General features: G+C 71.2%; 22 protein-coding genes, 1 pseudogene and 1 riboswitch. Of the genes and pseudogenes, 6 read left to right on the plus strand and 17 right to left on the minus strand.

Annotated elements, in window-relative coordinates; translation table 11 throughout:
* Positions 1 to 57 precede the first annotated feature (57 nt).
* A complete protein-coding gene (locus ABZZ04_RS18395; protein WP_356933252.1) occupies positions 58 to 1,251 on the plus strand; it encodes a serine hydrolase domain-containing protein in 1,194 nt (397 codons plus the stop codon).
* A 1-nt stretch (position 1,252) separates the two neighbouring features.
* Here the strand turns inward: ABZZ04_RS18395 and ABZZ04_RS18400 are convergent, their stop codons facing one another.
* The 4 genes from ABZZ04_RS18400 to ABZZ04_RS18415 form a co-directional block, all read right to left on the minus strand.
* Positions 1,253 to 1,798 carry a hypothetical protein gene (locus tag ABZZ04_RS18400; protein ID WP_356933253.1) on the minus strand — a complete coding sequence of 182 codons (546 nt, stop codon included), beginning with the start codon at positions 1,796 to 1,798 and terminating at the stop codon, positions 1,253 to 1,255.
* 66 nt (positions 1,799 to 1,864) lie between these two features.
* Entirely contained in the window at positions 1,865 to 2,452 is a 588-nt protein-coding gene (locus ABZZ04_RS18405) for an NUDIX domain-containing protein (protein WP_356933254.1), read from the minus strand.
* Between the two features lie 86 nt (positions 2,453 to 2,538).
* The gene (locus ABZZ04_RS18410) at positions 2,539 to 3,702 is read right to left on the minus strand and encodes a spermidine/putrescine ABC transporter substrate-binding protein (RefSeq protein ID WP_356933313.1); all 1,164 of its coding nucleotides are present in this window, start codon (positions 3,700 to 3,702) and stop codon (positions 2,539 to 2,541) included.
* A gap of 171 nt (positions 3,703 to 3,873) precedes the next feature.
* Positions 3,874 to 5,313, minus strand: coding sequence for a gamma-aminobutyraldehyde dehydrogenase (locus tag ABZZ04_RS18415; protein WP_356933255.1), 1,440 nt, complete (start codon positions 5,311 to 5,313; stop codon positions 3,874 to 3,876).
* A 162-nt stretch (positions 5,314 to 5,475) separates the two neighbouring features.
* On the opposite strand from ABZZ04_RS18415, the gene ABZZ04_RS18420 reads away from it, so the two are divergent.
* From ABZZ04_RS18420 to ABZZ04_RS18435, 4 genes are all read left to right on the plus strand, one after another.
* Positions 5,476 to 5,982: an Lrp/AsnC family transcriptional regulator gene (locus ABZZ04_RS18420; RefSeq protein ID WP_356933256.1), complete on the plus strand. Its 507-nt coding sequence runs from the start codon at positions 5,476 to 5,478 to the stop codon at positions 5,980 to 5,982.
* Positions 5,967 to 7,346, plus strand: coding sequence for an aspartate aminotransferase family protein (locus ABZZ04_RS18425; RefSeq protein WP_356933257.1), 1,380 nt, complete (start codon positions 5,967 to 5,969; stop codon positions 7,344 to 7,346). The genes ABZZ04_RS18420 and ABZZ04_RS18425 overlap by 16 nt, the downstream gene beginning before the upstream one ends.
* Before the next feature lie 314 nt (positions 7,347 to 7,660).
* Complete coding sequence (locus tag ABZZ04_RS18430) at positions 7,661 to 8,398, plus strand: ATP-binding cassette domain-containing protein (RefSeq protein ID WP_356933258.1); 738 nt, start codon at positions 7,661 to 7,663, stop codon at positions 8,396 to 8,398.
* Complete coding sequence (locus ABZZ04_RS18435; protein ID WP_356933259.1) at positions 8,380 to 9,564, plus strand: hypothetical protein; 1,185 nt, start codon at positions 8,380 to 8,382, stop codon at positions 9,562 to 9,564. The genes ABZZ04_RS18430 and ABZZ04_RS18435 overlap by 19 nt, the downstream gene beginning before the upstream one ends.
* A 91-nt stretch (positions 9,565 to 9,655) precedes the next feature.
* Here the strand turns inward: ABZZ04_RS18435 and ABZZ04_RS18440 are convergent, their stop codons facing one another.
* The 10 genes from ABZZ04_RS18440 to rpsB all read right to left on the minus strand — a co-directional run bounded on the left by ABZZ04_RS18440 (position 9,656) and on the right by rpsB (position 20,274).
* A complete protein-coding gene (locus ABZZ04_RS18440; protein ID WP_356933260.1) occupies positions 9,656 to 10,111 on the minus strand; it encodes an SRPBCC domain-containing protein in 456 nt (151 codons plus the stop codon).
* A gap of 202 nt (positions 10,112 to 10,313) precedes the next feature.
* Positions 10,314 to 11,339: an ABC transporter ATP-binding protein gene (locus ABZZ04_RS18445; protein ID WP_356933261.1), complete on the minus strand. Its 1,026-nt coding sequence runs from the start codon at positions 11,337 to 11,339 to the stop codon at positions 10,314 to 10,316.
* Positions 11,340 to 11,381: 42 nt separating this feature from the next.
* Positions 11,382 to 12,995, minus strand: coding sequence for an iron ABC transporter permease (locus tag ABZZ04_RS18450; protein WP_356933262.1), 1,614 nt, complete (start codon positions 12,993 to 12,995; stop codon positions 11,382 to 11,384).
* 149 nt (positions 12,996 to 13,144) lie between these two features.
* Positions 13,145 to 14,248 carry a thiamine ABC transporter substrate-binding protein gene (locus ABZZ04_RS18455; RefSeq protein ID WP_356933263.1) on the minus strand — a complete coding sequence of 368 codons (1,104 nt, stop codon included), beginning with the start codon at positions 14,246 to 14,248 and terminating at the stop codon, positions 13,145 to 13,147.
* 73 nt (positions 14,249 to 14,321) lie between these two features.
* Positions 14,322 to 14,438: riboswitch (TPP riboswitch) on the minus strand.
* Positions 14,439 to 14,491: 53 nt separating this feature from the next.
* Complete coding sequence (rlmN, locus tag ABZZ04_RS18460; RefSeq protein WP_148839604.1) at positions 14,492 to 15,598, minus strand: 23S rRNA (adenine(2503)-C(2))-methyltransferase RlmN; 1,107 nt, start codon at positions 15,596 to 15,598, stop codon at positions 14,492 to 14,494.
* 93 nt (positions 15,599 to 15,691) lie between these two features.
* Complete coding sequence (locus tag ABZZ04_RS18465) at positions 15,692 to 16,777, minus strand: phosphatidate cytidylyltransferase (RefSeq protein ID WP_356933264.1); 1,086 nt, start codon at positions 16,775 to 16,777, stop codon at positions 15,692 to 15,694.
* Positions 16,777 to 17,334 carry a ribosome recycling factor gene (gene frr / locus ABZZ04_RS18470; protein ID WP_356933265.1) on the minus strand — a complete coding sequence of 186 codons (558 nt, stop codon included), beginning with the start codon at positions 17,332 to 17,334 and terminating at the stop codon, positions 16,777 to 16,779. The genes ABZZ04_RS18465 and frr overlap by 1 nt, the downstream gene beginning before the upstream one ends.
* Positions 17,335 to 17,511: 177 nt before the next feature.
* A complete protein-coding gene (gene pyrH / locus ABZZ04_RS18475; RefSeq protein ID WP_356933266.1) occupies positions 17,512 to 18,288 on the minus strand; it encodes a UMP kinase in 777 nt (258 codons plus the stop codon).
* A 159-nt stretch (positions 18,289 to 18,447) separates the two neighbouring features.
* Positions 18,448 to 19,284: a translation elongation factor Ts gene (gene tsf / locus ABZZ04_RS18480; protein WP_148839597.1), complete on the minus strand. Its 837-nt coding sequence runs from the start codon at positions 19,282 to 19,284 to the stop codon at positions 18,448 to 18,450.
* A 99-nt stretch (positions 19,285 to 19,383) separates the two neighbouring features.
* On the minus strand, positions 19,384 to 20,274 hold the full coding sequence (gene rpsB, locus ABZZ04_RS18485) for a 30S ribosomal protein S2 (protein WP_148839595.1): 891 nt from the start codon (positions 20,272 to 20,274) through the stop codon (positions 19,384 to 19,386).
* Between the two features lie 448 nt (positions 20,275 to 20,722).
* Here rpsB and ABZZ04_RS18490 point away from each other — a divergent pair.
* Positions 20,723 to 21,289, plus strand: a pseudogene (locus ABZZ04_RS18490) (M23 family metallopeptidase); the annotation flags it as partial.
* Between the two features lie 83 nt (positions 21,290 to 21,372).
* Here the strand turns inward: ABZZ04_RS18490 and ABZZ04_RS18495 are convergent.
* The 3 genes from ABZZ04_RS18495 to dprA form a co-directional block, all read right to left on the minus strand.
* Positions 21,373 to 21,939, minus strand: a complete 567-nt coding sequence (locus ABZZ04_RS18495; protein ID WP_356933314.1) for a helix-turn-helix domain-containing protein — start codon at positions 21,937 to 21,939, stop codon at positions 21,373 to 21,375.
* A gap of 117 nt (positions 21,940 to 22,056) precedes the next feature.
* Positions 22,057 to 22,893, minus strand: a complete 837-nt coding sequence (gene whiG, locus ABZZ04_RS18500; protein WP_356933267.1) for an RNA polymerase sigma factor WhiG — start codon at positions 22,891 to 22,893, stop codon at positions 22,057 to 22,059.
* Positions 22,894 to 23,135: 242 nt separating this feature from the next.
* Entirely contained in the window at positions 23,136 to 24,353 is a 1,218-nt protein-coding gene (gene dprA / locus ABZZ04_RS18505; RefSeq protein WP_356933315.1) for a DNA-processing protein DprA, read from the minus strand.
* Positions 24,354 to 24,362 lie beyond the last annotated feature (9 nt).

Here is a 24,362-nt window from a genome sequence, read left to right on the forward strand (position 1 = left end):
GTCAACAGGATGGAGTCCGTAGGCAGTCACGGATTCCATTCCTCGGAGGCACCCGGCATGAGCGCCCGCACGTCCCGCACCCTCGTCGCAGCCGCACTGGTCCTCGGCATCGTCGCGGGCTCCGTCCCACCGGCCCTGGCGGCTTCCGGTACCCCGGCGGCCGCAGGCCGTCCGGCGCGGAAGGCCCCCGCTCGGGAAGCCCCGGACGCCGAGGCCCTGCGCGCCGCGATCCAGGGGCTCCCGAAGGACGACGCCACGGCCGCCCTGGTGCGGGTCTCGGGCTCCGAAGGAGTCTGGCGGGGCAGCGCCGGCGTCCACGACCTGGCCTCCGGACGGCCGGCGGATCCGGACGGCCGCTTCCGGGCCGGTTCGGTGACCAAGGTCTTCACGGCGGCCGTCGTGCTCCAGCTCGCCGGGGAGGGCAGGGTCGACCTGGACCGCCCGGTCCGGCGCTATCTGCCCGATCTGATCCCGGCGGGGTACGGGGGCGTCACGGTGCGCCAGTTGCTGAACCACACGAGCGGCATCCCGTCCGTCGGGACGGGCGGCGACCTGGACGACGCGTACGCGCACCGCTTCGATCTGCACGACCCGGTCCGCACCGTGCGCGAAGCAACCTCCCGGGAGCCGTACTTCGCGCCCGGCACCCAGCAGCACTACGCCAACATCGGCTACACCGTGGCGGGCCTGCTGATCGAGCGGCTCACGGGTGACACGTACGCCTCGCAGGTCTCCCGCCGCATCCTGGAGCCGCTGAGCCTGAAGGACACCGGCTTCCCCGGCGCCGACCCGACGATCCGCGGTCCTCACAACCACGGCTACCAGCTCTTCGGCACGGGCGAGCTGCGCGATGTGACGGTGTGGGGGGCGACGGACGCCTGGGCGGCGGGCGACCTGATCTCGACCACCGCCGACCTGGAGCGTTTCACCCGGGCCCTGTTCGGCGGGCAGGTGGTGCGCGGACCGCTGCTCCGGGAGATGTTCACGCTGCCCGATGCCTCGGTCCGCGAGTACGGCACGGGCGGGCCCGCCGCGTACAGCGCCGGTCTCTCGATGATGAGGCTGGGAGGCCGCGAGGTCTGGGGCAAGACGGGTGGCCGTTGGGGCTACAACACGGTTGTGGCGGCCACCCGCGATCTCTCCCGGACCCTCGTCTACAGCGTCAACTCGACGGACGCGAAGGGGAACGGCATGAACCCCACGGCGTCGGACATAGTGGCGGCGGCCTTCGGCGCCCCGTCGGCGGGCTGACTCAGCCCGCCGGGGCGGCCAGTGGCGCGGGCTCCGGCCGCGGTACCCGTTCCAGCGCCTCCAGCCGCTTGATCATGCGGCGCACCACGAGCAGCGGGATCACCCCGAAGACCCCGAACGACATGTCGATGACGGACCACCAGAAGGGGATGCCCCGGATGGGCCCGCAGATCAGCGCGAGCGGGATGATCCCGGCGCAGGCGATCATGCCGAATTCGATGACCCAGATGTTGCGGACCGGGTCGCGGTAGGGGCCGTAGAAGGCGACCGCGATGACGAGGTGCGCGAAGGCCAGCCAGTCGGTGCCGTACAGCACGAAGGGGTACTTCGCGTCGGTCCGGTCCAGGCCGGTGCGGACCTTGGTGATCCACTCCATCAGCGCCGGGAACTGCTCCGGAACGGGAGAGGCCGAGGACCTCAACAGGTCCTCGGCCCAACGGAGTTCATGGACGAGCGGAAAGGCGGTCAGTCCACTCAGCACCAGACAGACGATGAAGAGGATCAACCACATGCGTATGCGCCCCAGCAGGGCTCTTCGCTCGCTCATGTCCGCAGCGTACGCCCGTGTCCACCGGCTCCTCGCACCGCCTGCCGGGGTTCTCGCGCCGCGCCCTCACGCCCCTGCGCGGGGGCGGCCGGCGGGGCTGTCGGGGTCGGTCTCCTCGTCGAAGTCCCCCAGGTGGACGGGGCCGTCGGCCGGCCGGGGCTCCGTGAGCGCACCGGTCAGGAGCCGGGCCAGGTCCTTCGGCCGGACGGTCTCCTCCGTGGTGGCCAGTTCCCGCACCGACCACCAGCGGTGTCCGTGGCGGGCCTCGACCGGGTCGATCCTCACGCGGTGCGCCTCGTCGTCCGTGACGCGGACGAGGCGGTACTCCTCGTGCTGGTCGAAGCTCCGGTCGTCGACGGTGAAGGCGGCCCGCCGGGTCCACAGGAGCGGGCCCAGCCGGTGGGCGGGCAGGGACAGTCCCGTCTCCTCCCGGATCTCGCGGACCGCCGCCCCGATGTGGTCCTCACCGTCCTCGACGCCCCCGCCGACGGTGAACCACCATCGCGCCCCCGGCCCGCGCGGATCGCGTCCGCAGAGCAGCAGGAGCCGGTCGTGCCCGTCGACCAGGAGCACCCGGGACGTCCAACGCTCCGTCCTGTGCCCGTTCTTCCGTCCGTTCCCCTGCCCGTTCTTCCGTCCGTCCTCGGCCGTCATGGGCGCCGATGCTATCCGGGAGGGCTCCCCCGCACCGGCCCCGGCCCGCGCCTGCCCGTGCCGCACCGGCCCCGGACCGCCGCCGCTCACAGACCGGCGATGGCGTTCCACTTCTTCGCGAAACCGGCGCGCTCCTCGGACGTGATGTCGCGGGCGATCGTCAGCCGCTCGCGCATCTCGTCGTCGGGGAAGATCAGCGGGTCCTCGGCGAGTTCGGCGGTCTCCTTGTCCTTGGCCGCGGCCAGCACCTCGCGGGCGGCCGGGACGGGGCAGACGTAGTTGACCCAGGCGGCCAGCTCGGCGGCCACCTCCGGCTCGTAGTAGTAGTCGACGAGCTTCTCGGCGTTGCGCTTGTGGCGGGCGAGGTTGGGGATCATCAGCGACTCCGACCAGAGCTCGGCGCCCTCCTCGGGGACCACGAACTCGATCTCCGGGTTGTCGGCCTGGAGCTGGATGACGTCACCGGAGTACGCCTGGCAGGCGAGCACGTCGCCGGTCGACAGGTCCTTGATGTAGTCGTTGCCGGTGAAGCGGCGGATGTGCTTCCTGCGCACCAGCTTCTCGATCTGCTCGCACACCTCGTGGAAGTCGTCCGACACCCAGCGGGTGATGTCGACGCCGTTGCCCAGCATCAGGAGGGCGAAGGCCTCGTCGAGCCCCGACAGCAGCGTCATCCTGCCGCGCAGGTCGTCCGCCCACAGATCGCTCACGTTCCTGATCTCGCGGCCGAGCTTCTTGCGGTTGTACGCGATGCCTGTGATCCCCGACTGCCAGGGGACGCTGTGCGTACGGCCCCTGTCGAAGGCGGGCGAGAGCAGCTGCGGGTCGAGATGCTCGGCGACGTTGGGCTGCTTCGCCCGGTCCATCTCCTGCACCCAGCCCAGCCGGACGAACCTGGCGGACATCCAGTCGCTGACGACGACCAGGTCCCGGCCGGTCTCCTGGTGGTTCATCAGCGCCGGGCTGATCTTCCCGAAGAACTCGTCGTTGTCGTTGATCTCCTCGGTGTACGTGACGGAGATGCCGGTGCGCCTGCCGAACGCGTCGAGGGTGGGCCGCTTCGACTCGTCCTCGTCGTCGGTGTCGATGTAGAGGGGCCAGTTCGCGAAGTGCAGGGAGCGGTCGCTCGCCGAGGCGTCGCGCCCGGCTCGGTCACCGGGCTCCACGTAGGCGGCGGGCACGCCGCAGCCGGCCAGCGCGGCACCGGCCGCCGTGGCCCCGAGGGCGCGCAGCAGGGACCGGCGGGTCATGGGGTTCTTCGGGGTTGCTCGCACCCGCGAAGGATGCCGGTCGGCCGGACGGAGGGGCAATGGACCAACCGTCCAGCTTCGCGCACCCGGCCCGCACACCCTGTCGATGCCCGGGTACGGCGGCGGCCCCGGGCTCGTGCCCGGGGCCGCCGCCGTACCTCCGACCGGGAATCAGTCGTCGAGCGAGGTCATGACGTGCTTGATGCGGGTGTAGTCCTCGAAGCCGTAAGCGGAGAGGTCCTTGCCGTAGCCGGACTTCTTGAACCCGCCGTGCGGCATCTCGGCGACGAGCGGGATGTGGGTGTTGATCCACACGCAGCCGAAGTCGAGGTTCTTGGACATCCGCATGGCGCGGGCGTGGTCCTTGGTCCACACCGAGGAGGCCAGGGCGTACTCGACGCCGTTGGCGTACTCCACGGCCTGGGCCTCGTCGGTGAACTTCTGGACGGTGATGACCGGGCCGAAGACCTCGTTCTGGATGATCTCGTCGTCCTGCTTGAGGCCGGAGACGACGGTCGCCGCGTAGAAGTAGCCCTTTTCGCCGACCCGGTGACCGCCCGCCTCGACCCTGGCGTGGGCGGGGAGCCGCTCGATGAAGCCGCTGACCTGCTTCAGCTGGTTGGCGTTGTTGAGCGGGCCGTACGCCACGTCCTCGTCGTCCGGCAGGCCGGTCTTCGTGTCGGCGGCGGCCTTGGCGAGCTCGGTGACGAACTCGTCGTGGATGGACTCGTGGACCAGGACACGGGTCGCGGCCGTGCAGTCCTGACCGGCGTTGAAGTAGCCCGCACCGGCGATGCCCTCGACGGCCTTGGCGATGTCGGTGTCCTCGAACACGACGACCGGGGCCTTGCCGCCGAGCTCCAGGTGGACCCGCTTGACATCCTTGGCGGCGGACTCGGCGACCTGCATGCCGGCCCGTACCGAACCGGTGATGGAGGCCATCGCCGGGGTCGGGTGCTCGACCATCGCGCGGCCGGTGTCGCGGTCGCCGCAGATGACGTTGAAGACGCCCTTGGGCAGGATCTGGCCGATGATCTCGGCGATCAGCACGGTCGACGCCGGGGTGGTGTCGGACGGCTTGATGACGACGGTGTTGCCCGCGGCCAGCGCCGGGGCGAACTTCCAGACGGCCATCATCATCGGGTAGTTCCACGGCGCGACCTGCGCGCAGACGCCGACCGGCTCGCGCCGGACGATGGAGGTGAGGCCCTCCATGTACTCACCGGCCGAGCGGCCTTCGAGCATCCGCGCCGCACCGGCGAAGAAGCGGATCTGGTCCACCATCGGCGGGACCTCTTCGACACGGGTGAGCCCGATCGGCTTGCCCGTGTTCTCCGACTCGGCGGCGACGAGGTCCTCGGCGCGCTCCTCGAAGGCGTCCGCGATCTTCAGCAGGGCCTTCTGGCGCTCGGCGGGCGTGATGTCGCGCCAGGCGGGGAACGCGGCCGCGGCGGCCTCCATGGCGGCGTCGACATCGGCCTGCCCGGAGAGCGGCGAGGTCGCGTAGACCTCCTCCGTCACCGGGTTGACCACGTCGATGGTCCGCCCGTCAGCGGCGTCCCGGAACTCTCCGTTGATGTAGTTGCGCAGACGGCGCACCTCGGTGGTCACAACCACCCCTCCTGTCGACACGTCCAATGGGTGAGATGCCCAGCGTAGTCGCTCGGGTGTCGCTTTCGACATGCCCAACCGCCGCCAACTTCGGATTCAGTGATATCGAGGCCCCAAGACAACGAATTTCATCGATCTGGGGTTGCCAGACCGACGAGTCCCGTGCACAGTGGAGGCGTGGCCAGTCGCAGCGCAGACTCCAGGACCGGGAACGGATCGTCACCAGCGGTCGATGCCGTCTCCCTCGCAATCATCGAGCAGCTCCAGGAGGACGGGCGCCGTCCGTACGCCGCGATAGGCAAGGCCGTCGGTCTTTCCGAGGCGGCCGTGCGACAGCGCGTCCAGAAGCTGCTCGATCAGGGCGTGATGCAGATCGTCGCCGTCACCGACCCCCTCACCGTGGGGTTCCGGCGGCAGGCGATGGTCGGCATCAATGTCGAGGGCGACCTCGACCCCGTGGCCGAGGCACTGTCGGCCATGGCCGAGTGCGAGTACGTGGTGATGACCGCGGGCTCGTTCGACCTGATGGTGGAGATCGTCTGCGAGGACGACGACCACCTGCTGGACACGATCAACAAACGCATCCGGGCCCTCCCCGGTGTGCGCTCCACCGAGAGCTTCGTCTACCTGAAGCTCAAGAAGCAGACCTATATGTGGGGAACCCGATAGCCGTGAGCAAGGACCTCAGCCGAACCGCGTACGACCACCTGTGGATGCACTTCACCCGCATGTCGGACTACGAGACCGCGCCCGTTCCCACCATCGTGCGGGGTGAGGGCACCTACATCTACGACGACCAGGGCAAGCGCTACCTGGACGGCCTGTCCGGCCTGTTCGTGGTCAACGCCGGTCACGGTCGTCACGAGCTCGCCGAGGCGGCCTACAAGCAGGGCCAGGAACTGGGCTTCTTCCCGGTGTGGTCCTACGCCCACCCGAAGGCCGTCGAGCTGGCCGAGCGCCTGGCCGACTACGCCCCGGGCGACCTCAACAAGGTCTTCTTCACCACCGGTGGCGGCGAGGCCGTGGAGACCGCCTGGAAGCTGGCCAAGCAGTACTTCAAGCTCAAGGGCAAGCCGACCAAGTACAAGGTCATCTCGCGTGCGGTCGCCTACCACGGCACCCCGCAGGGCGCCCTGTCGATCACCGGCCTGCCGGCTCTGAAGGCCCCCTTCGAGCCGCTGGTCCCCGGCGCGCACAAGGTCCCGAACACCAACATCTACCGCGCCCCGATCCACGGCGACGACCCCGAGGCCTTCGGCCGCTGGGCCGCCGACCAGATCGAGCAGCAGATCCTCTTCGAGGGCCCGGACACCGTCGCCGCGGTCTTCCTGGAGCCGGTGCAGAACGCCGGCGGCTGCTTCCCGCCGCCGCCCGGATACTTCCAGCGGGTGCGCGAGATCTGCGACCGGTACGACGTGCTGCTCGTGTCCGACGAGGTCATCTGCGCCTTCGGCCGCCTCGGCACGATGTTCGCCTGTGACAAGTTCGGCTACGTGCCGGACATGATCACCTGCGCCAAGGGCATGACCTCGGGCTACTCCCCGATCGGTGCCTGCATCGTCTCGGACCGCATCGCCGCGCCGTTCTACGAGGGCGGCAACACCTTCCTGCACGGCTACACCTTCGGCGGCCACCCGGTCTCCGCGGCGGTCGGCCTCGCCAACCTCGACATCTTCGAGCGCGAGGGCCTCAACCAGCACGTCCTGGACAACGAGAACGCCTTCTTCACGACGCTGCAGAAGCTGCTCGACCTGCCGATCGTCGGCGACGTCCGCGGCAACGGCTTCTTCTACGGCATCGAGCTGGTGAAGGACAAGGCCACCAAGGAGACCTTCACCGACGAGGAGACCGAGCGCGTCCTGTACGGCTTCCTCTCCAAGGCGCTGTACGACAACGGCCTGTACTGCCGGGCCGACGACCGCGGCGACCCGGTCGTCCAGCTCGCGCCGCCGCTGGTCTCCGACCAGTCGACGTTCGACGAGATCGAGGGCATCCTGCGCACCGTCCTCACGGAGGCGTGGACCAAGCTCTGACCTGCGGCACCGGTGGGAGGACCGGCCACGGACCGACCCTCCCGCCGGCCGCCCCGGCGGACCGGGAGCCACCGCGGCCCCCGCCCGCCGAACGGGCCATCGCCCGACCGCCCGTCCGGCCCGCTCCGGACGGGCATCCCCATACGGTCCGCACGGCCCGGATGCGCCCATTCGAGTGGGAAGGGACGCGTCCGGGCCGTGTGCTGTGCCCTCACCGCGGTTCGGATCCCTACGGTGCCGAGTGACCGATCGGCCCTTTCTTCGTTCCCCCGTACGGGGGAACGGGAATTACGATCTGAACCGAGGTGTACGCCATGGTGGCCCCGCCGGACAACGACGTGATCTGGGCGCGTTCCCTGCACCACTCCCACAACGGCTCGCCCGCGCTCGGCGGTGTCTCCCTGGGAGTCCGCGACGGCGAGATCCTCGCCGTGACCGGCCCCCGGGGCTGCGGCAAGACGACCCTGCTGCACTGCTTGTCCGGTCAGCTGGTGCCCGAACAGGGCGAGGTGTGGTTCAACAGCGTCCCCGTCCACACCATGGGGCCCCGGCTGCGCGAACGGCTGCGCCGCGACAGGTTCGGCTGGATCGCCCCCGAACCCCAGCTGGTGCCCGAGCTGAACGCCTGGGAGAACACCGCGCTCCCCCTGCTGCTGCGCGGCACCTCGCACCGGACGGCGCGGAAGACCGCCATGGAGTGGCTGGAGCGGCTCGACATCGGCCCCTGCGCCAAGCAGCGGCCGCACACCCTGCTCCAGGGGCAGCGCCAGCGCATCGCCGTGGCCCGCGCCCTGGCCGCCACCCCCGCGGTGATCTTCGCGGACGAGCCGACCGCGACCCTGCACCGGAGCGACCGCACGCACGTGCTGCGCACCCTCACCAGCGCGGCCCGCTCGCACGGCATCACGATCGTGCTCGCCACCCACGACGCGGAGGTCGCCGCCCTCGCCGACCGCACGGTCCCGCTGCTGGACGGCCGCCGCGTCGCCACCGTCGCCCTGCCCGCCGTGACCGACGCGGAGGGCAGGGCGGCGTGCTCGCTCTCCGTCTAGCCCGGGGTTCCCATCCGCTGGTCCTGCTGCGGAGGCTGCTGGTCGCCGCCGCCTCCGCCGGGGTCGGCTTCCTCCTGCTGTGCACCCTGGGCTACGCCTCGGGGAACCCGACGCACTCCACCGGGGCCCTGCTGCGGCTGCTGTGGTGCTTCGTCCCGCTCGCCGCCACCGTGCAGTTCGCGGTCGCGGTGGCACGTACGGACCCGAGCGCCCGGCCGCGCTCCGCGCTGTCGGCCGTGGGCCTGGGACCGGTCCGGCTGGCCGCCCTCGCGGCGGTCTCCACCGCCGTGTCCTGCACCCTCGGGTCGGCGGTGGCCCTGCTGTTCTTCCTGCACCTGCGCGGTGATCTGTCCGGCCTGCCGTTTGACGGCGCGGCGGCCGGGCTGCTCGGCGCGGACACCCCGCTGCCGCTCGGCGCCGCACTCGTGCTGCTGGCCCTGGTCCCGGTGGCGGCGGCCACCGCGAGCGGACTGTCGCTGCGCACCGGGCCGGTCCCGACGGCGGCCCCGGACGCCACCTCGTCGGAGGTCCGGACGGAACCGGAACCGCCCGGCCCCGCCGATCCCCCGACGGGTCTGCCCTGGGGCGTGGCGCTGATCGCGGCCGGTCTGGCCGTCGAGGCGTACCTGAGCCGGGGCGACGGGCACAGCCTGCTCCCGCTCCCCGGCCGGACCGACGCCACCCCGGCCGGGGTGCTGACGGGATGGACGCTGGCGGCGATCGGCCTGGCCCTGGCGGGTCCCGGCCTGACGTACTTCTGCGGACGGCTGCTGCAGTCGGCGCGCCCGGGGGCCGTACGGCTGCTGGCGGGCCGGGTGCTGATGGACGAGGCGCGCCGGATCGGCCGGCCGCTGGGCGTGATCTGCGCGGTGCTCTCCGCCGCCGTCGCCGCCCACGCCCTGTACGGGGCGGGTGAGCACTCCTTCGGTCCGCTCACCGCGCTGGGTGCGGTGCTCGTCCTCGGTTGCACCACGGCGACGCTGCTGACCTCGGCGCTGGAGACGCGGCAGGCCCGCTCCGAGGTGTCGGGGACCTTGTCGCGGCTCGGTGCCCCGGCCTCGGCCCTGCGGGGCTCGGCCGCGCTGCGCGCCGCCGTCCTGCTGCTCGTCTTCGCCCCGCTGACCTGGCTGATCGCAGAACTGGCCGCGCTGCCGCTGACGGTCTGAGACCCCGGCCGCCCGGCCCGCCCCACCGGGAAGGACCGGGCGATCCGGTACCGGGGCGCGGCACCGGCTCTTACCGGGTCGCGGCACCGGTTCAGGAGGAGGACGCGAGCCGGGCCGCGAGCGCGTCGAAGAACGCCTCCCAGCCGTCCTCGGCCGCCGCGTACTGCTCGGCCGTGAGGTTGCCCCCGCGCTGCCGGAAGACCATCTCGGTGCTCCCGTCGCCCCGGTCGGCGAAGGTGGCGGTGACCGTCTCGCCCTCGATGCCGTCGGGTGCGGTGGCGTCCTTGAGCGTGAACACCAGGCGCTCGGGCGCGACCACCTCTCGGTAGACCCCGTGGAAGGGCATCTCCGTGCCCGGCACCACGATGACCAGGCTCCAGGAACCGCCCGGCCGGACGTCCATCGCCACCCGGTCGAGCGGCACCTCGGCCTCGCCGCCGTACCAGGCCGCGAAGTGCTCGGGCGTCGTCCACGCCTCGAAGACGCGTCCTCGCGGGGCGTCGAGGACGCGGGTGATGTCGATGCCCTCGCGTGTTGACTCGGTCATGGTCGCTGTCCTTCCCGCTTCCGGGTGTGCTCCGGGGCGGCCGGTTCCGCGCCACGGGAGCATCCGGCCATCGTCCGGCCCCCGGGCGAAGTCCGCCACCCGGGCCCGCCGGAGCCGCACGGGCGGCGGGCAGGACGCGTGCCGACGGCGGACGGGGCAGGACGCGTACCCCGTCGGCGGACGGCCGGCAGGACGCGCGTCGTCAGGAGGCGGCGGGCAGGACGACGGTCTCCGCCGCGTCGAAGCCGACCCCGACCGCCGCCCCCTCCTCGGGGGCGTCCCGCAGCGAGCACTCCGCCTCCAGGGCCGGACCGGTCTCCGGCAGCAGCCGTACGGCGACGTGGTTGCCCCGGAACGTACGCGTCCCGACCACGCAGCGCAGCCCCTCGCCCGGGGCCCCGATCCGGACCCCGGCGGGACGCACCAGCAGGTCGCACGCCCCCTGCGGCGTCCCCTCGGCCACCGGCACCTCGCCCCACGCCGTGGCGGCGACGGCTTCGTCCACCGTCGCCGGCACCACGTTGTCGAAGCCGAGGAACCGGGCGACGAAGGCGGAGGCGGGCCGCTGCCAGACCTCCAGCGGCGTACCGGCCTGGGCGATCCGTCCGTCGCGCATCACCACCACCCGGTCGGCCAGGGCGAACGCCTCGCCCTGGTCGTGGGTGACGGCCAGCACCGTCGTGCCCAGCCGCCCGAAGAGCGTGCGCAGTTCGACGACGAGCCGTTCCCGCAGACCGCGGTCGAGCTGGCCGAGCGGCTCGTCCAGCATCAGCAGCTTGGGGCTCGGGGCGAGGGCCCGCGCGAGGGCGACCCGCTGCTGCTCCCCGCCGGACAGCGCGGCGACGGCGCGCCGCTCGGCACCGGGCAGACCCACCAGGTCGAGGAGCTCGCCGACCCTGCGTTCCCGGTCGCGGCGCGGCATCCCGCGCATCCGCAGTCCGAAGGCGACGTTGGCGCCGACGTCCCGGGTCGGGAAGAGCTGGTGGTCCTGGAACATCAGCCCGAGCCCGCGCCGGTGCACCGGCACCCCGGCCTGGTCCGCGCCGTCCAGCAGCACCCGGCCGCCGTCCGGCGGCCGGAGTCCCGCGACCACCCGCAGCAGGGTGGACTTGCCGCTGCCGCTCGGTCCGAGCACGCACACGATCTCGTGCTCGGCGACCTCCAGGTCCACCGCGTCGAGCGCCGCCCGCCCGCCGAAGCGCACCGTGGCCGATTCCAGTGTCAGCATCTCCAGAACTCCCCGGACATCTCTAGAACTCCCGGACCATCGCTAGAACTCCCCGGCCCGGTCCGTGCGGATACGTTCGAGCAGCAGCAGCGAGACGGCGCACACCACCATCAGGATGGTGCTCAGTGCCATCGCCTGGCCGTAGTTGAGCTCCCCGGCCCGCCCCAGCAGCCGGGCCACGGCGACCGGCAGCGTCGGCCGGTCGGGCCGTGCGATGAACACCGTCGCGCCGAACTCTCCGAGCGACACGGCGAACGCGAAACCGGCCGCGACCAGCAGCGCCCGCCGCACCAGCGGCAGATCGACCTCCCGCCAGGCCCGCAGCGGCGAGGCCCCGAGCACCGCCGCCGCCTCCCGCAGCCGCCCGTCCACCGCCCGCAGGACGGGCAGCATGGTCCGTACGACGAAGGGCACGCCGACCAGTGCCTGGGCGAGCGGCACCAGGATCCAGGACGTCCGCAGGTCCAGCGGCGGTTCGTCCAGGGTGATCAGGAAGCCGAAGCCGACGGTGACCGCGGACACCCCGAGCGGCAGCATCAGCAGCGCGTCGAAACCTCGGACGAGCCGCCCCGCGCGCCGGGTCAGCGCGGCGGCCGCGAGCCCGCCGACGACCAGTGCGATGACCGTGGCGACCAGCGCGTACTGCACGGAGTTCCAGATCGCTTCGAGCGGCGCGACCAGGAACGTCCCGCCACCGGCGTCCGCGGAGCCCAGGGCCCGGTAGAAGTCGGGGCCGTGGCCGCCGGGGGTGTCCAGCGAACGCTCGACCAGCACGCCGAGCGGCAGCAGGATCAGCAGCAGCACGGTCAGCAGCACACCGGCGAGCAGCGCCCACTGCCCGGCTCCGCGCGGTCTGCGGGCGGTTCGTTCCGGGTCGACCAGCTTCAGCGCGGTCTCCCTGCGCCGTACCGTCCACGCGTGCACGGCGAGGATCGCGCCGACCGCGGCGAACTGCACCAGGGTCAGCACGGCGGCCGTCGGCAGGGCGAGCAGCTGGGCGGTCTGCCGGTAGATCTCCACCTCGAGCGTGGAGTAGCCGGGGCCGCCGAGGATCTGCACGACCCCGAAGGAGGTGAAGGTGAAGAGGAAGACCATCAGCGCGGCGGCGGCCACGGCGGGGGCGAGGGCCGGCAGCGTGACCCGTCGCCAGGCGGCGAACCGCCCGGCGCCCAGTACCCGGGCGGCCTCCTCCTGCCGGGGGTCGAGCTGGGACCACAGTCCGCCGACGGTCCGTACGACCACCGCGTAGTTGAAGAAGACATGGGCGAGCAGGATGGCCCAGACGGTGGTGTCGAGCCGTACGCCCCAGAGTTCGTCGAGGAATCCGCCGCGCCCCAGCAACGCCAGGAAGGCCGTCCCGACGACGACGGTCGGCAGGACGAACGGCACCGTGACGACGGCCCGCAGCAGTTGTTTGCCGGGGAAGTCGAGGCGGGCGAAGACATAGGCGCCGGGCAGTGCGATCAGCAGGGTCAGCGCGGTCGAGGCGAGCGCCTGCCAGCCGGTGAACCAGAGGACTTCGCGGATGTCCGGCCGGGCCAGCACCTCGCCGACCCGGCCGAACTGCCAGACGCCGTCCGCCTTCAGCCCGCGGCCGACGATCGCGACGACCGGGTAGGCGAAGAACAGCGCGAAGAACGCCACGGGCACGGCCATCAGGCCGAGCCGCACCGCGGTCCCCCGCCGGGCCGCGGCACGGGCAGCGCGCGAACGCCCGGGACCGGGCCCGCGCGCGTCGTCCCCGCGCGGGCCCTCCCCGTGACCGCCCGTCCCGGCCGCGTCCGTCGCGCGTTCGGGGGACTTCGTTACTTCACTACGAGCGAGGACCACGACTGGACCCACTGCTCACGGTTCTTGGCGATGCTGTCCGGGGCGACGGTCGCCGGCTTCTCCACGGTGGCGCCGAACTTCGTGAAGACCTCCGGCAGCTCGGCATCCTCGACGACCGGGTTCACGAACATGTTGAGCGGCATGTCCTCCTGGAACTTCTTGCTGATCAGGAAGTCCAGCAGGGCCTTGCCGCCCGCCTCGTTCTTCGCGCCGTCCAGCAGACCGGCGAACTCGATCTGGCGGAAGCAGGTCCCGGTGGCGACCCCGGTCGGGGCCTCGGCCGGCGGCTGCTTCGCGTACAGCACCTCGACGGGCGGGCTGGAGGCGTACGAGACGACGAGCGGCCGGTCGGCCTTGGCCTTCTTGCCGCCCGCGGAGCCGGAGAACTCCTCGTTGTACGCCTCCTCCCAGCCGTCGACGACCTTGACGCCGTTCTTCTCCAGCTTCTTCCAGTAGTCCTGGTAGCCCTTCTCGCCGTAGGCGGCGACGGTGCCGAGGAGGAAGCCGAGACCGGGCGAGGAGGTCGCGGCGTTCTCGGTGACGAGGAGGTCCTTGTACGCGGGCTTCGCCAGATCGGCGAAGGTGCTCGGCGGCGCGAGCTTCTTGTCGGCGAAGTACTTCTTGTCGTAGTTGACGCAGATGTCGCCGGTGTCGACCGGGGTGACCCGGTGCTCGGCGTCGAGCCGGGTGGCCTCGGCGACCCGGTCCAGGCCCTTGGCCTCGTACGGCGTGAAGAGCCCGCTGTCGAGGGCGCGGGAGAGCAGCGTGTTGTCGACGCCGAAGAACACGTCGCCGCGCGGGGAGCCCTTGGTCAGGATCTCCTGGTTGAGCGCGACGCCCGCGTCGCCGCTCTTCAGCACCTTGACCGTGTAGCCGGTCTCCTTCGTGAACTCCTTCAAGACCTCCTTGGAGGCGTTGAAGGAGTCGTGGCTGACGAGGGTCACGGTCTTGGAACCGGAGCCCTTGGGGCCGTCGGACGCCTGGTCGTCGGAGCTCCCGCATCCGGCGAGCGCGGTGACGCCCAGCGCGGCGGCGGCAGCCGTCGCCGCGAGCCGACCGGTCCTGTGGGTGGTGCTCATTGTGGATTCCTCCTGGGTTTTGGCCAGGAAGAGACGCGGCCCTGCCCGCGGAAAGCGGGCAGGGCGCAACAGCATGAGTTGATGACCGAACTTCCTACCCGGAATGACCCGGGCGAGGTTCAGAGGGTCTGCGGACGACCTGTCCTCGGTGCCGCACTCTCAGCGCTGTGGCGCTCCCCTGTCGGAATATGAAGTTGATTTCGGGCCCAGGTTACACGGGCCCCTTTGGCCGTCCGCAGGCGCTCAGCGCTCGGCCGCCGCCAGCTGTCCGCAGGCCCCGTCGATCTCCTGGCCGCGGGTGTCCCGCACGGTCACCGGAACGCCGTGGGCGGCGATCGCCTCGACGAACGCCTTCTCGTCCTCGGGGCGGGAGGCGGTCCACTTGGAACCGGGCGTGGGGTTCAGCGGGATCAGGTTGACGTGCACCCGCTTGCCCTTGAGGAGCCTGCCGAGCAGGTCGCCGCGCCACGCCTGGTCGTTGATGTCACGGATCAGGGCGTACTCGATGGAGATGCGGCGGCCGGACTTCTCCGCGTACTCCCACGCCGCGTCCAGCACCTCGCGCACCTTCCAGCGCGTGTTCACGGGGACGAGGGTGTCGCGCAGTTCGTCGTCCGGTGCGTGCAGCGAGACGGCGAGGCGGCACTTGAAGCCCTCGTCGGCGAAGCGGAGCATCGCGGGCACCAGGCCCACGGTGGAGACGGTGATCCCGCGCTGCGAGAGCCCCAGCCCGTCCGGCTCCGGGTCGGTGAGCCGGCGGATCGCGCCGACCACCCGGTTGTAGTTGGCGAGCGGCTCGCCCATGCCCATGAAGACGATGTTGGAGAGCCGGGCCGGCCCGCCGGGGACCTCCCCGTCGCGCAGCGCCCGCATGCCGTCCACGATCTGGTGGACGATCTCGGCGGTGGACAGGTTGCGGTCGAGTCCGGCCTGTCCCGTCGCGCAGAACGGGCAGTTCATCCCGCATCCCGCCTGGGACGAGATGCACATGGTCACCCGCTCCGGGTAGCGCATCAGGACGGACTCGACGAGCGTCCCGTCGTGGAGCTTCCACAGCGTCTTGCGGGTGGTGTCGTCGTCGCAGCTGATGTGCCGGACCACGGACATCAGGTCGGGGAACATCGCCTCGGCGAGCTTGTCCCGCGATCCGGCCGGGATGTTGGTCCACTCGGCCGGGTCGTGCGCGTACCGCGCGAAGTAGTGCTGCGAGAGCTGCTGGGCGCGGAACGGCTTCTCGCCGATCGCGGCGACGGCCTCCCTGCGCTCGGCGGGCGTGAGGTCGGCGAGGTGCCGCGGCGGCTTCTTGGCTCCGCGGGGCGCGACGAAAGTGAGTTCTCCGGGCTTAGGCATGGTTCATCCAGTGTCGCAGACGCGACGGCAAGGGCCCGCCGTCCTGTGGACGACGGGCCCTGACCCGTGGAAACCCCCGGCCGGAGGCCGGTCTCAGCCGGAGCCGACGAACAGCACCAGCAGCAGCCAGACCACGGGAGCGGTCGGTAGCAGCGAGTCCAGCCGGTCCATGATCCCGCCGTGCCCCGGCAGCAGCGTGCCCATGTCCTTGATGCCGAGGTCCCGCTTGATCATCGACTCCCCGAGGTCGCCGAGGGTGGCGCTGACCGCGACCGCGAGTCCGAGCAGCAGCCCCTGCCACCAGGAACCGCCGTCGATCAGGAACTGCATGCACAGCGCACCGGCGACCATCGCGAAGGAGACGGCCCCGAACAGTCCCTCGCGGGTCTTCCCGGGGCTGATGCGCGGCGCGAGCTTGTGCTTCCCGAAGCGCCAGCCGACGGCGTACGCACCCGTGTCGCTGACCACGGTCAGCAGCAGGAAGGTGAGCACCCGCTGCGGTCCGTCGTCGGCGGTCAGGAGCATGGCGACGAAGGTGGCGAGGAACGGCACGTAGAACGTGGCGAACACCCCGGCCGTGACGTCCTTGAGGTAGCCCTCCGGCGGCGCGGTCATCCGCCAGACGAGGACGGCCAGCGCGGTCAGCGCCGTCGCCACCCAGGCGCCCTCCGCACCCCGTACGTAACCGGCCACCACCATCGCCGCGCCACCGACGGCCAGCGGGACGAGCGGGACCTTGAGGCCCTTGCGCTCCTCCAGCCGGGAGGTGAGCTCCCACAGGCCGACGACGACGGCGACGACGACCACGCCGACGAAGACTTCCTTCACGATGAACAGCGAGGCGACGATGACGGCGCCGAGCCCCACACCGACCCCTATGGCGGCTCGCAGGTCACGGCCCGCACGTTTCTTCTGCGGGGGCGGCGCGGCGGTGGGCATGGGCTCCTGCGGCTTCTCGTCACGGAACAGGGGGCCGCCGCTCAGGCGTCCGGCCCCCTGGTCCCGGTCATCACGGTCGTCAGCGTCTCTACCTGCGTCGGGAACGTCCGGCACGATGGGCATGGGCCGAGTCTGCTGGGCGCCGTGCACATCGTATGCAGGACCCGCCGGAACGGCCTGCAACTCGGGCACGCCCCAGTTGCCGGCTCCCGGCGGGGCGCCCCGGGAAGAGTCGTTCATCAGACCTCGAGCAGCTCGGCTTCCTTGTGCTTGAGCAGCTCGTCGACCTGCGCGACGTACTTCGCGGTGGTGTCGTCGAGCTCCTTCTCGGCGCGGCGCACCTCGTCCTCGCCCGACTCCTTGTCCTTGACCAGCTTGTCGAGGATTTCCTTGGCCTTGCGTCGCACGGCGCGGATGGAGATCTTGGCGTCCTCGGCCTTCGCCTTGGCGACCTTGATGTAGTCGCGGCGCCGCTCCTCGGTCAGCTCTGGGAAGGTGACCCGGATGATGTTGCCGTCGTTGCTCGGGTTGACACCGAGGTCCGAGTCGCGGATGGCCTGCTCGATGTTGCGCAGCGCGCTCTTGTCGAACGGCGTCACGACGGCCATGCGCGGCTCGGGCACCGAGAATGAGGCGAGCTGGTTGATCGGGGTCAGCGCGCCGTAGTAGTCGGCGACGATCTTGTTGAACATCGCCGGGTGCGCACGGCCGGTACGGATCGCGGCGAAGTCCTCTTTCGCGACGACGACGGCCTTCTCCATCTTCTCCTCGGCCTCGAGGAGGGTTTCTTCGATCACCACGTGCTCCTGCGTGTCTTGAGCGGGCCCGGCGTGCTCGGGCCCTGCGGGTCCTGCGTCGCGTCCTCACCTGCACGGTGTCCGACCGGCAGGCCGTTGTCCATCCTTCGGGGCCTGTCCCGGGACGTCGCCCGGGGCCCCGGCCCTTCCCGTCGTGCCCGGGAGGGCCCCCGGTTCTCAGGCCCGGGTGCTCCGGTCACTCACGAGCGTGCCGATCTTCTCACCCTTGACCGCGCGGGCGATATTGCCCATGGCGGTCAGTTCGAAGACGAGGATCGGGAGGTCGTTGTCACGGCAGAGCGTGATGGCGGTGGCGTCGGCGACCTTGAGGTCGCGGGCGAGCACCTCGCCGTACTCGAGCGCGTCGAACTTCACCGCGTCGGGGTTGGTCTTCGGGTCGGAGTCGTAGACCCCGTCCACCCCGTTCTTGCCCATCAGGAGGGCCTCCGCGTCGATCTCCAGGGCGCGCTGGGCGGCAGTGGTGTCGGTGGAGAAGTACGGCATCCCCATACCGGCGCCGAAGATGACGACGCGCCCCTTCTCCAGGTGGCGCACGGCGCGCAGCGGGATGTACGGCTCCGCGACCTGCCCCATGGTGATGGCGGTCTGGACGCGCGAGTCGATGCCCTCCTTCTCCAGGAAGTCCTGGAGCGCCAGGCAGTTCATGACCGTGCCGAGCATGCCCATGTAGTCGGACCGGGCCCGGTCCATGCCGCGTTGCTGGAGCTCGGCACCGCGGAAGAAGTTGCCGCCACCGATGACGACGGCGATTTCCGCACCGTCACGGACCACGGCCGCGATTTCCCGGGCGATGGCGTGTACGACGTCGGGGTCGACACCGAGACCCCCGCCGCCGGCGAACGCCTCTCCGGACAGCTTCAGCATGAAGCGTCCGGCCACCTTGCCGTCGTCGCGCTTGTGGTCACCTTGTGCGGCGTCCGCGCCCTTGTTCATGGAGATTCTCCTCGTGCACATACGAAGAAGGCCACTGCCGGTGGGTCTGGTGTCCCTCAGCGGCAATGGCCTCCTCGTCAGATCTGCGGTCGTACGGCGTGAGTGCGGCCGACGACTGCACTAGACCCTATAGGGGTCCACCGTTGTTCGCGGACGGACTCAGATGCCGACCTTGATGCGCGTGAAGCGCTTCAGGGTGACACCGGCCTCGTCCAGGACCTTCTGAACGGACTTCTTGTTGTCCAGCGCGTACGGCTGGCCGAGGAGGGTGGCCTCCTTGAAGAAGCCGTTGACGCGACCCTCGACGATCTTCGGGAGCGCGGCCTCGGGCTTGCCCTCGGCGCGGGTGGTCTCCTCGGCGACGCGGCGCTCGGCCTCGACGACCTCGGCCGGGACGTCCTCGCGGGACAGGTACTTCGGGGCGAACGCGGCGATGTGCTGCGCAATGCCCTTGGCCAGCTCGGCGTCGGCCTTGTCCAGCTCGACCAGGACACCGATCTGCGGCGGCAGGTCGGGCATGGTGCGGTGCATGTACGCGGAGACGTAAGCGCCGGTGAACTGCGCGAAGCGGTCCAGGACGATCTTCTCGCCGAGGTTGGCGTTGGCCTCGTCGACGTACGCCTGGACGGTCTTGCCGGCCTCGATCTCGGAGGCGAGCAGCGCCTCCAGGTCGGCCGGGGAGGTGGCGGCGACGTGCGCGGCGAGGGTGTTCGCGACGCCCTGGAACTTCTCGCCCTTGGCGACGAAGTCCGTCTCGCACTTCAGCTCCAGCAGAACGCCGGACGTCTGGTCCTCGGAGATGAGGGAGACGACGGCGCCGTTCTCGGCAGAACGGCCCTCGCGCTTGGCGACGCCCTTCTGGCCCTTGATGCGGAGCGCCTCGACGGCCTTGTCGACGTTGCCCTCGGCCTCGTCGAGCGCCTTCTTGCAGTCCATCATGCCGGCGCCGGTCAGCTCGCGGAGCTTCTTGACGTCAGCGGCGGTGTAGTTCGCCATGAGTCTGTGTTTCTCTCTCGAAGTCTGAAAGATCTACGGGTGGACGGCGGGGGCGGTGCTTGTGGCACCGGCCCCCGCCGTCGTCAGCCGTGACGGATGTCAGGCCTGCTCGGCGTCCGCGGCCGGGGCCTCGGCAGCGGCCTCGGCCGGCTTCTCGGCGTCGGCGACCTTCTCGGTCTCGGCGGAGGACTGCACCTCGGCGTCGGCCTTCTTGTCGCCCTCGAGCAGGTCGCGCTCCCACTCGGCGAGCGGCTCGCCGGCGGCCTTCTCGCCCGGCTTCGAGTCACCGGTGGCGGCACCGGAACGGGCGATGAGGCCCTCGGCGACGGCGTCGGCGATCACGCGGGTGAGCAGGGTGACGGAGCGGATCGCGTCGTCGTTGCCCGGAATCTTGTAGTCGACCTCGTCGGGGTCGCAGTTGGTGTCGAGGATCGCGACGACCGGGATGTGGAGCTTGCGCGCCTCACCGACGGCGATGTGCTCCTTCTTGGTGTCGACGATCCAGACGGCGCTGGGCACCTTCTGCATCTCGCGGATACCACCGAGGGTCTTCTCCAGCTTGGCCTTCTCGCGGGAGAGGACCAGGAGCTCCTTCTTGGTGAGGCCGGAGGCGGCCACGTCCTCGAAGTCGATGAGCTCGAGCTCCTTCAGACGCTGAAGGCGCTTGTAGACGGTGGAGAAGTTGGTGAGCATGCCACCGAGCCAACGCTGGTTGACGTACGGCATGCCGACGCGCGTCGCCTGCTCGGCGATGGCCTCCTGGGCCTGCTTCTTCGTACCCACGAACATGATGGAGCCGCCGTGGGCGACGGTCTCCTTGACGAACTCGTAGGCGCGGTCGATGTACGACAGCGACTGGAGCAGGTCGATGATGTAGATGCCGTTGCGCTCGGTGAAGATGAAGCGCTTCATCTTCGGGTTCCAGCGACGGGTCTGGTGACCGAAGTGGACGCCGCTTTCCAGCAGCTCCCGCATCGTGACGACGGCCATGGCCGTACTCCTTGAGGTGCTCGGTTGTCGCGACCGCAGGATTGCTGTCGCGCCTGACGCCCCGACGCGCCGTGCCACGAGGGACCGAGGAGCGCGGCCACCGTCCGCTGAGAGGGAGGTGGCGGGGCGTGCGAAGTCGACCCGGTGACCCGGATCGCCATAGGAAGTGTACGGGACGGCCCGGGTGCCGGGTGACGGCGCTGTCCACAACCGATCGGTAGTCCACAGATCCGGTTCATGATCCCCGCGGACCGGGACGTTGCGGGACGGTTCCATCATGCGATGCACACCTGGTCCGACCGCTTCCCGTTCCCCGCGCGCACACCGCGGGACCGCGCCCCGGTCGGCCTTTCCCGATACGGGCCGCACGTCCGTCGTTCCCGATGCGGGCCGCCCGCCGCGCGTGGCGTTCGCCGCCCGTGCCCGGGACGTGTTCACGGCGGGGGTGATGGCGCTGCTCATGGTGCTGTGCGGCCTGCCGGCCGGGGCGGCCGAAGTCCCCGCACCGCCGACGGCGCCGACCCGGCCGCCACCCGTTCCCCCGCCGGCTCCTGCTCCCGGTGCGGGCGGTGAGCGGGGGTGGCCGCTCACGGGGCGGCCCTCGGTCGTACGGGGGTGGGAGCCGCCGGCCGGTCCCTACGGGCGGGGGCACCGCGGGGTCGACCTCGCGGCGGAACCGGGGGCGGCGGTGCTCGCCGCGGCCTCGGGCAGGGTGTCGTTCGCGGGGCGGGTGGCGGGGCGCGGGGTGGTCGCGATCGAGGTGGCGGGGAGCGGTGATCCTCCGCTGCGCACCACGTACGAGCCGGTGCGCGCCGTGGTCGCGGAGGGCGAGGAGGTGACGGCGGGGCAGGTGGTCGCCGCTCTGGAGGCGGGGCCCTTCCACTGCGCGTCGGGGTGTCTGCACTGGGGGCTGCGGCGCGGGGACGCGTATCTGGATCCGCTGTCGTTGCTGCCGCCGTCACTGCTGCGGCGGGGGCCGTCCAGGCTGCTGCCGGTCTTCGGTGTGCCGGAGCCCCCGGCCCCGGCCGGAGGGACCGGGGACGGGCTCGCCGCCCCCGGCGTTCTGCTCGCCGCCGCGATGCGGCGACGGCGTCGGGCTCAGCCCCGTACGCCCTGCACTCCTCGGAGGATCATGGCCACGGCGGTGTCCGCGATCACCTCCGGCTCCTCGGCCACGCCCAGTTCGATGCGTCGCACCGCGGCGTCCACCGAACCCTGGAGCAGCATCGCCGCCAGCCTCGGCTGTTCGTGGCCCAGATCGCCGAGCGCCTCGACGATCATGGCGATCAGCCCGCCGTGCGCGGCCCTGATCTTCTCGCGTGCCCCGGCGTCCAGCTCGCTCGCCGAGATGGCGACGACCGCGCGGTGGCGGCGGTCCCCGACGAGGTCGAGCTGTCGGCGTACGTAGGCCTCGATCCTGCCCTCGGGCGTGGTGGCCTGCTCCATCGCGCTCTCGACCTCGGCCGCCCAGACGGGGAAGTCGACGGCGCAGAGTTCCTCGACGACGGCCGCGCGGGAGCGGAAGTACTCGTAGACGGAGGACCGGGCGAGGCCCGTGCGTTCGGCGAGGGCAGGGAAGGTCAATGCCTCCGTACCTCCCTCGGACAGCAGGGAGCGGGCGGCGTCCAGGAGGGCGCCGCGCTGCATGGTCCGGTGCTCGGCCACCGAGGCCGCTCGAATCCTGGGCACGCGTCCACTCTACGGCGACCTGTGTTCGAGAGGGTGCGTACGGCCCCGATCGGTGGCCGAAGCAGCCATGACCGGCGCCCGGCCGCGAGGGGCTCAGCGCCCGGCGTCGGCCAGCTTCGCGCGCAGTTGCAGCACGGATTTGGTGTGGATCTGGCTGACCCGGCTCTCGGTGACCCCGAGCACGTTGCCGATCTCGGCGAGGGTGAGGCCCTCGTAGTAGTAGAGCGTGACGACTGTCTTCTCCCGCTCCGGGAGCGTGTTGATGGCCCGGGCCAGCAGCCGTCTGAGCTCGCGGTCCTCGGCGACCTCCACCGGGTCGTCGGCGGCGGTGTCCTCCAGCGTGTCCATCAGGCTCAGCCGGTCGCCGCCCTCGCCGCCGACGTGCAGCAGTTCCTCCAGCGCGACCACGTTGGCCAATGACAACTGGCTGAAAACCGCGTGCAGTTCATCGAGCGCGATACCCATCTCCGAGGCGACCTCCGCCTCGGACGGAGTGCGTCTCAACTGCGCCTCCAGCGTGGCGTAGGCACGTTCCACGGCCCTCGCCTTCTGGCGCACCGAGCGCGGGATCCAGTCCAGCGCCCGGAGTTCGTCGATCATCGCGCCGCGGATGCGGGTGATCGCGTACGTCTCGAACTTGATCGCGCGCTCGATGTCGAACTTCTCGATCGCGTCGATCAGCCCGAAGACCCCCGAGGAGACGAAGTCCGCCTGCTCGACGTTGGAAGGCAGGCCCACGCTCACCCGGCCCGCGACGTACTTCACCAGCGGCGAGTAGTGCAGGATCAGCTGCTCCCGCAGGCGCCCGTCACCCGTGGACTTGTACGAACGCCACAACTCGTCGAGCGAGGAGGGGGCGGGAGGGCGCACAGTGCCACGCGCAGCCGGTGGTACTGCCGCGCGGTCAGACCCGGAGGTGTGCTGGGGCATGTGGTGCCTTGAGCCGTTCTGCTGTGAAGCGCTGGGGGACGTATGTCTGAGTCGGATTCCTTGTGAGCGTAGCGTGACTGGGATGTCGCGGTCCGCGCAGGATATGGGATCGGAGGCCCGCGAATCCGGCCGATCCGGCAGGACTGCGGTCCGGGGCCGTCGCCGCGTGCGTCGGCCCCGGAGGCGTCCCTGAAGGATCCGCCGGGGTCATCGGCATCACCTTTTCACCCGAATGCTCCAGGTCAAGTACCGCCTCGCCGTGCGTCGCCGTCACGAGCCCGCCGTGGCGTCAACTGCCATCCATCGCCATGTCGTTCGACGAACCCCAGTGAGTGCAGTTCGTACAGTCTGCCGAGTGCTTCGTCGGTGCTGGTTCCGGCCACCCGGGCCACGTCGCGCCCGCTGGTGACGCCCCGGAACGGCAGTGCGTCCAGGACCCTGGCGGAGGCCTCGTCCAGCCGGTCCCTGGGATGCACGGGACCGTGCCGGGCCGGGGCGAGTTCACCGATGTCACCCACCAGCTCGGCGACCTCCGAGGCGTCGGTCACCAGGACGCCCTCCCCGCGCAGGAGTTCATGGACCCCCGCGGACAACGCACTGGTGGCCGGGCCGGGCACACCCATCGTGAAACGGCCGAGACGCTGCGCGTTGCGCGCGGTGACCAGTGAGCCGCTGCGGTATTCGGCCTCGACCACGACCGTCCCGCGCGTCAACGCGGCGATGACCCGGTTACGGAGGATGAACCTGCTGCGGGTGGGATGATCGGACGGCGGCAATTCGCCGATGACGAGCCCCTGTTGCGCCATCCGTCCGATCAGTTCGGCGTGTCCCCGGGGGTAGGCGACGTCCACCCCGCAGGCGAGGACCGCCATCGTCGCCCCGCCGACGGCCAGCGCCCCGCGGTGCGCCGCGCCGTCCACCCCGAAGGCCGCGCCCGACACGACCACCCACCCCAGCTCCGCGAGCCCCGCGCCGAGGCTCGCCGCCATGTGCGATCCGTACGGCGTGCAGGCCCTGGCACCGACCACTGCGACCGAGCGCAGCGCCCAGAGCCGCAGGTCGCGCGGGCCCCGCACCCACAGGCCGGTCGGCCGCGCGTCCCCGAGGTCGTCGAGCTGGGTGGGCCATTCCCGGTCGCCGGGGCAGATGAACCGTCCCCCTGCGCCGGCCACCGCCGCGAGGTCCCGCTCCGGCTCCACCCCCTCGGCCCGCAGCCGGTACCCGGCCAGCCGCTTCGGGGTCATTCCGCGCAATCGCTCCGCGGTGCCGTCCCCGGTGGTGATCCGCCGGAGCAGTTCGACGGCGCCGCACTCGCGCAGCCACCGGCCGCCCAGCTCGTCCCCCGGCTCCAGAACACGGGTCAGGGCGGCCCGCGCCAGCCGCTCCGAATCACCCGCCCCCACACCCGTTTCCGCTCCCGACCCCGCCGCCGCTGTCCCCGTGACGGGTCCCGCCTCCATGCCGTGCCC

This window comes from Streptomyces sp. NPDC006435, assembly GCF_040612315.1.
GTDB lineage: Bacteria > Actinomycetota > Actinomycetes > Streptomycetales > Streptomycetaceae > Streptomyces.

Coding starts and splice junctions, on each gene's coding strand:
- dprA (WP_356933315.1), bottom strand. CDS start 24,353: ATGGAGGCGGGACCCGTCACGGGGACAGCGGCGGCGGGGTCGGGAGCG.
- rlmN (WP_148839604.1), bottom strand. CDS start 15,598: ATGCCTAAGCCCGGAGAACTCACTTTCGTCGCGCCCCGCGGAGCCAAG.
- whiG (WP_356933267.1), bottom strand. CDS start 22,893: ATGCCCCAGCACACCTCCGGGTCTGACCGCGCGGCAGTACCACCGGCT.
- ABZZ04_RS18430 (WP_356933258.1), top strand. CDS start 7,661: ATGGTGGCCCCGCCGGACAACGACGTGATCTGGGCGCGTTCCCTGCAC.
- tsf (WP_148839597.1), bottom strand. CDS start 19,284: ATGGCGAACTACACCGCCGCTGACGTCAAGAAGCTCCGCGAGCTGACC.
- rpsB (WP_148839595.1), bottom strand. CDS start 20,274: ATGGCCGTCGTCACGATGCGGGAGCTGCTGGAAAGCGGCGTCCACTTC.
- ABZZ04_RS18450 (WP_356933262.1), bottom strand. CDS start 12,995: ATGGCCGTGCCCGTGGCGTTCTTCGCGCTGTTCTTCGCCTACCCGGTC.
- ABZZ04_RS18465 (WP_356933264.1), bottom strand. CDS start 16,777: ATGAACGACTCTTCCCGGGGCGCCCCGCCGGGAGCCGGCAACTGGGGC.
- ABZZ04_RS18410 (WP_356933313.1), bottom strand. CDS start 3,702: ATGACCCGCCGGTCCCTGCTGCGCGCCCTCGGGGCCACGGCGGCCGGT.
- ABZZ04_RS18455 (WP_356933263.1), bottom strand. CDS start 14,248: ATGAGCACCACCCACAGGACCGGTCGGCTCGCGGCGACGGCTGCCGCC.
- pyrH (WP_356933266.1), bottom strand. CDS start 18,288: ATGAACAAGGGCGCGGACGCCGCACAAGGTGACCACAAGCGCGACGAC.
- ABZZ04_RS18440 (WP_356933260.1), bottom strand. CDS start 10,111: ATGACCGAGTCAACACGCGAGGGCATCGACATCACCCGCGTCCTCGAC.
- ABZZ04_RS18400 (WP_356933253.1), bottom strand. CDS start 1,798: ATGAGCGAGCGAAGAGCCCTGCTGGGGCGCATACGCATGTGGTTGATC.
- ABZZ04_RS18445 (WP_356933261.1), bottom strand. CDS start 11,339: ATGCTGACACTGGAATCGGCCACGGTGCGCTTCGGCGGGCGGGCGGCG.
- ABZZ04_RS18405 (WP_356933254.1), bottom strand. CDS start 2,452: ATGACGGCCGAGGACGGACGGAAGAACGGGCAGGGGAACGGACGGAAG.
- ABZZ04_RS18395 (WP_356933252.1), top strand. CDS start 58: ATGAGCGCCCGCACGTCCCGCACCCTCGTCGCAGCCGCACTGGTCCTC.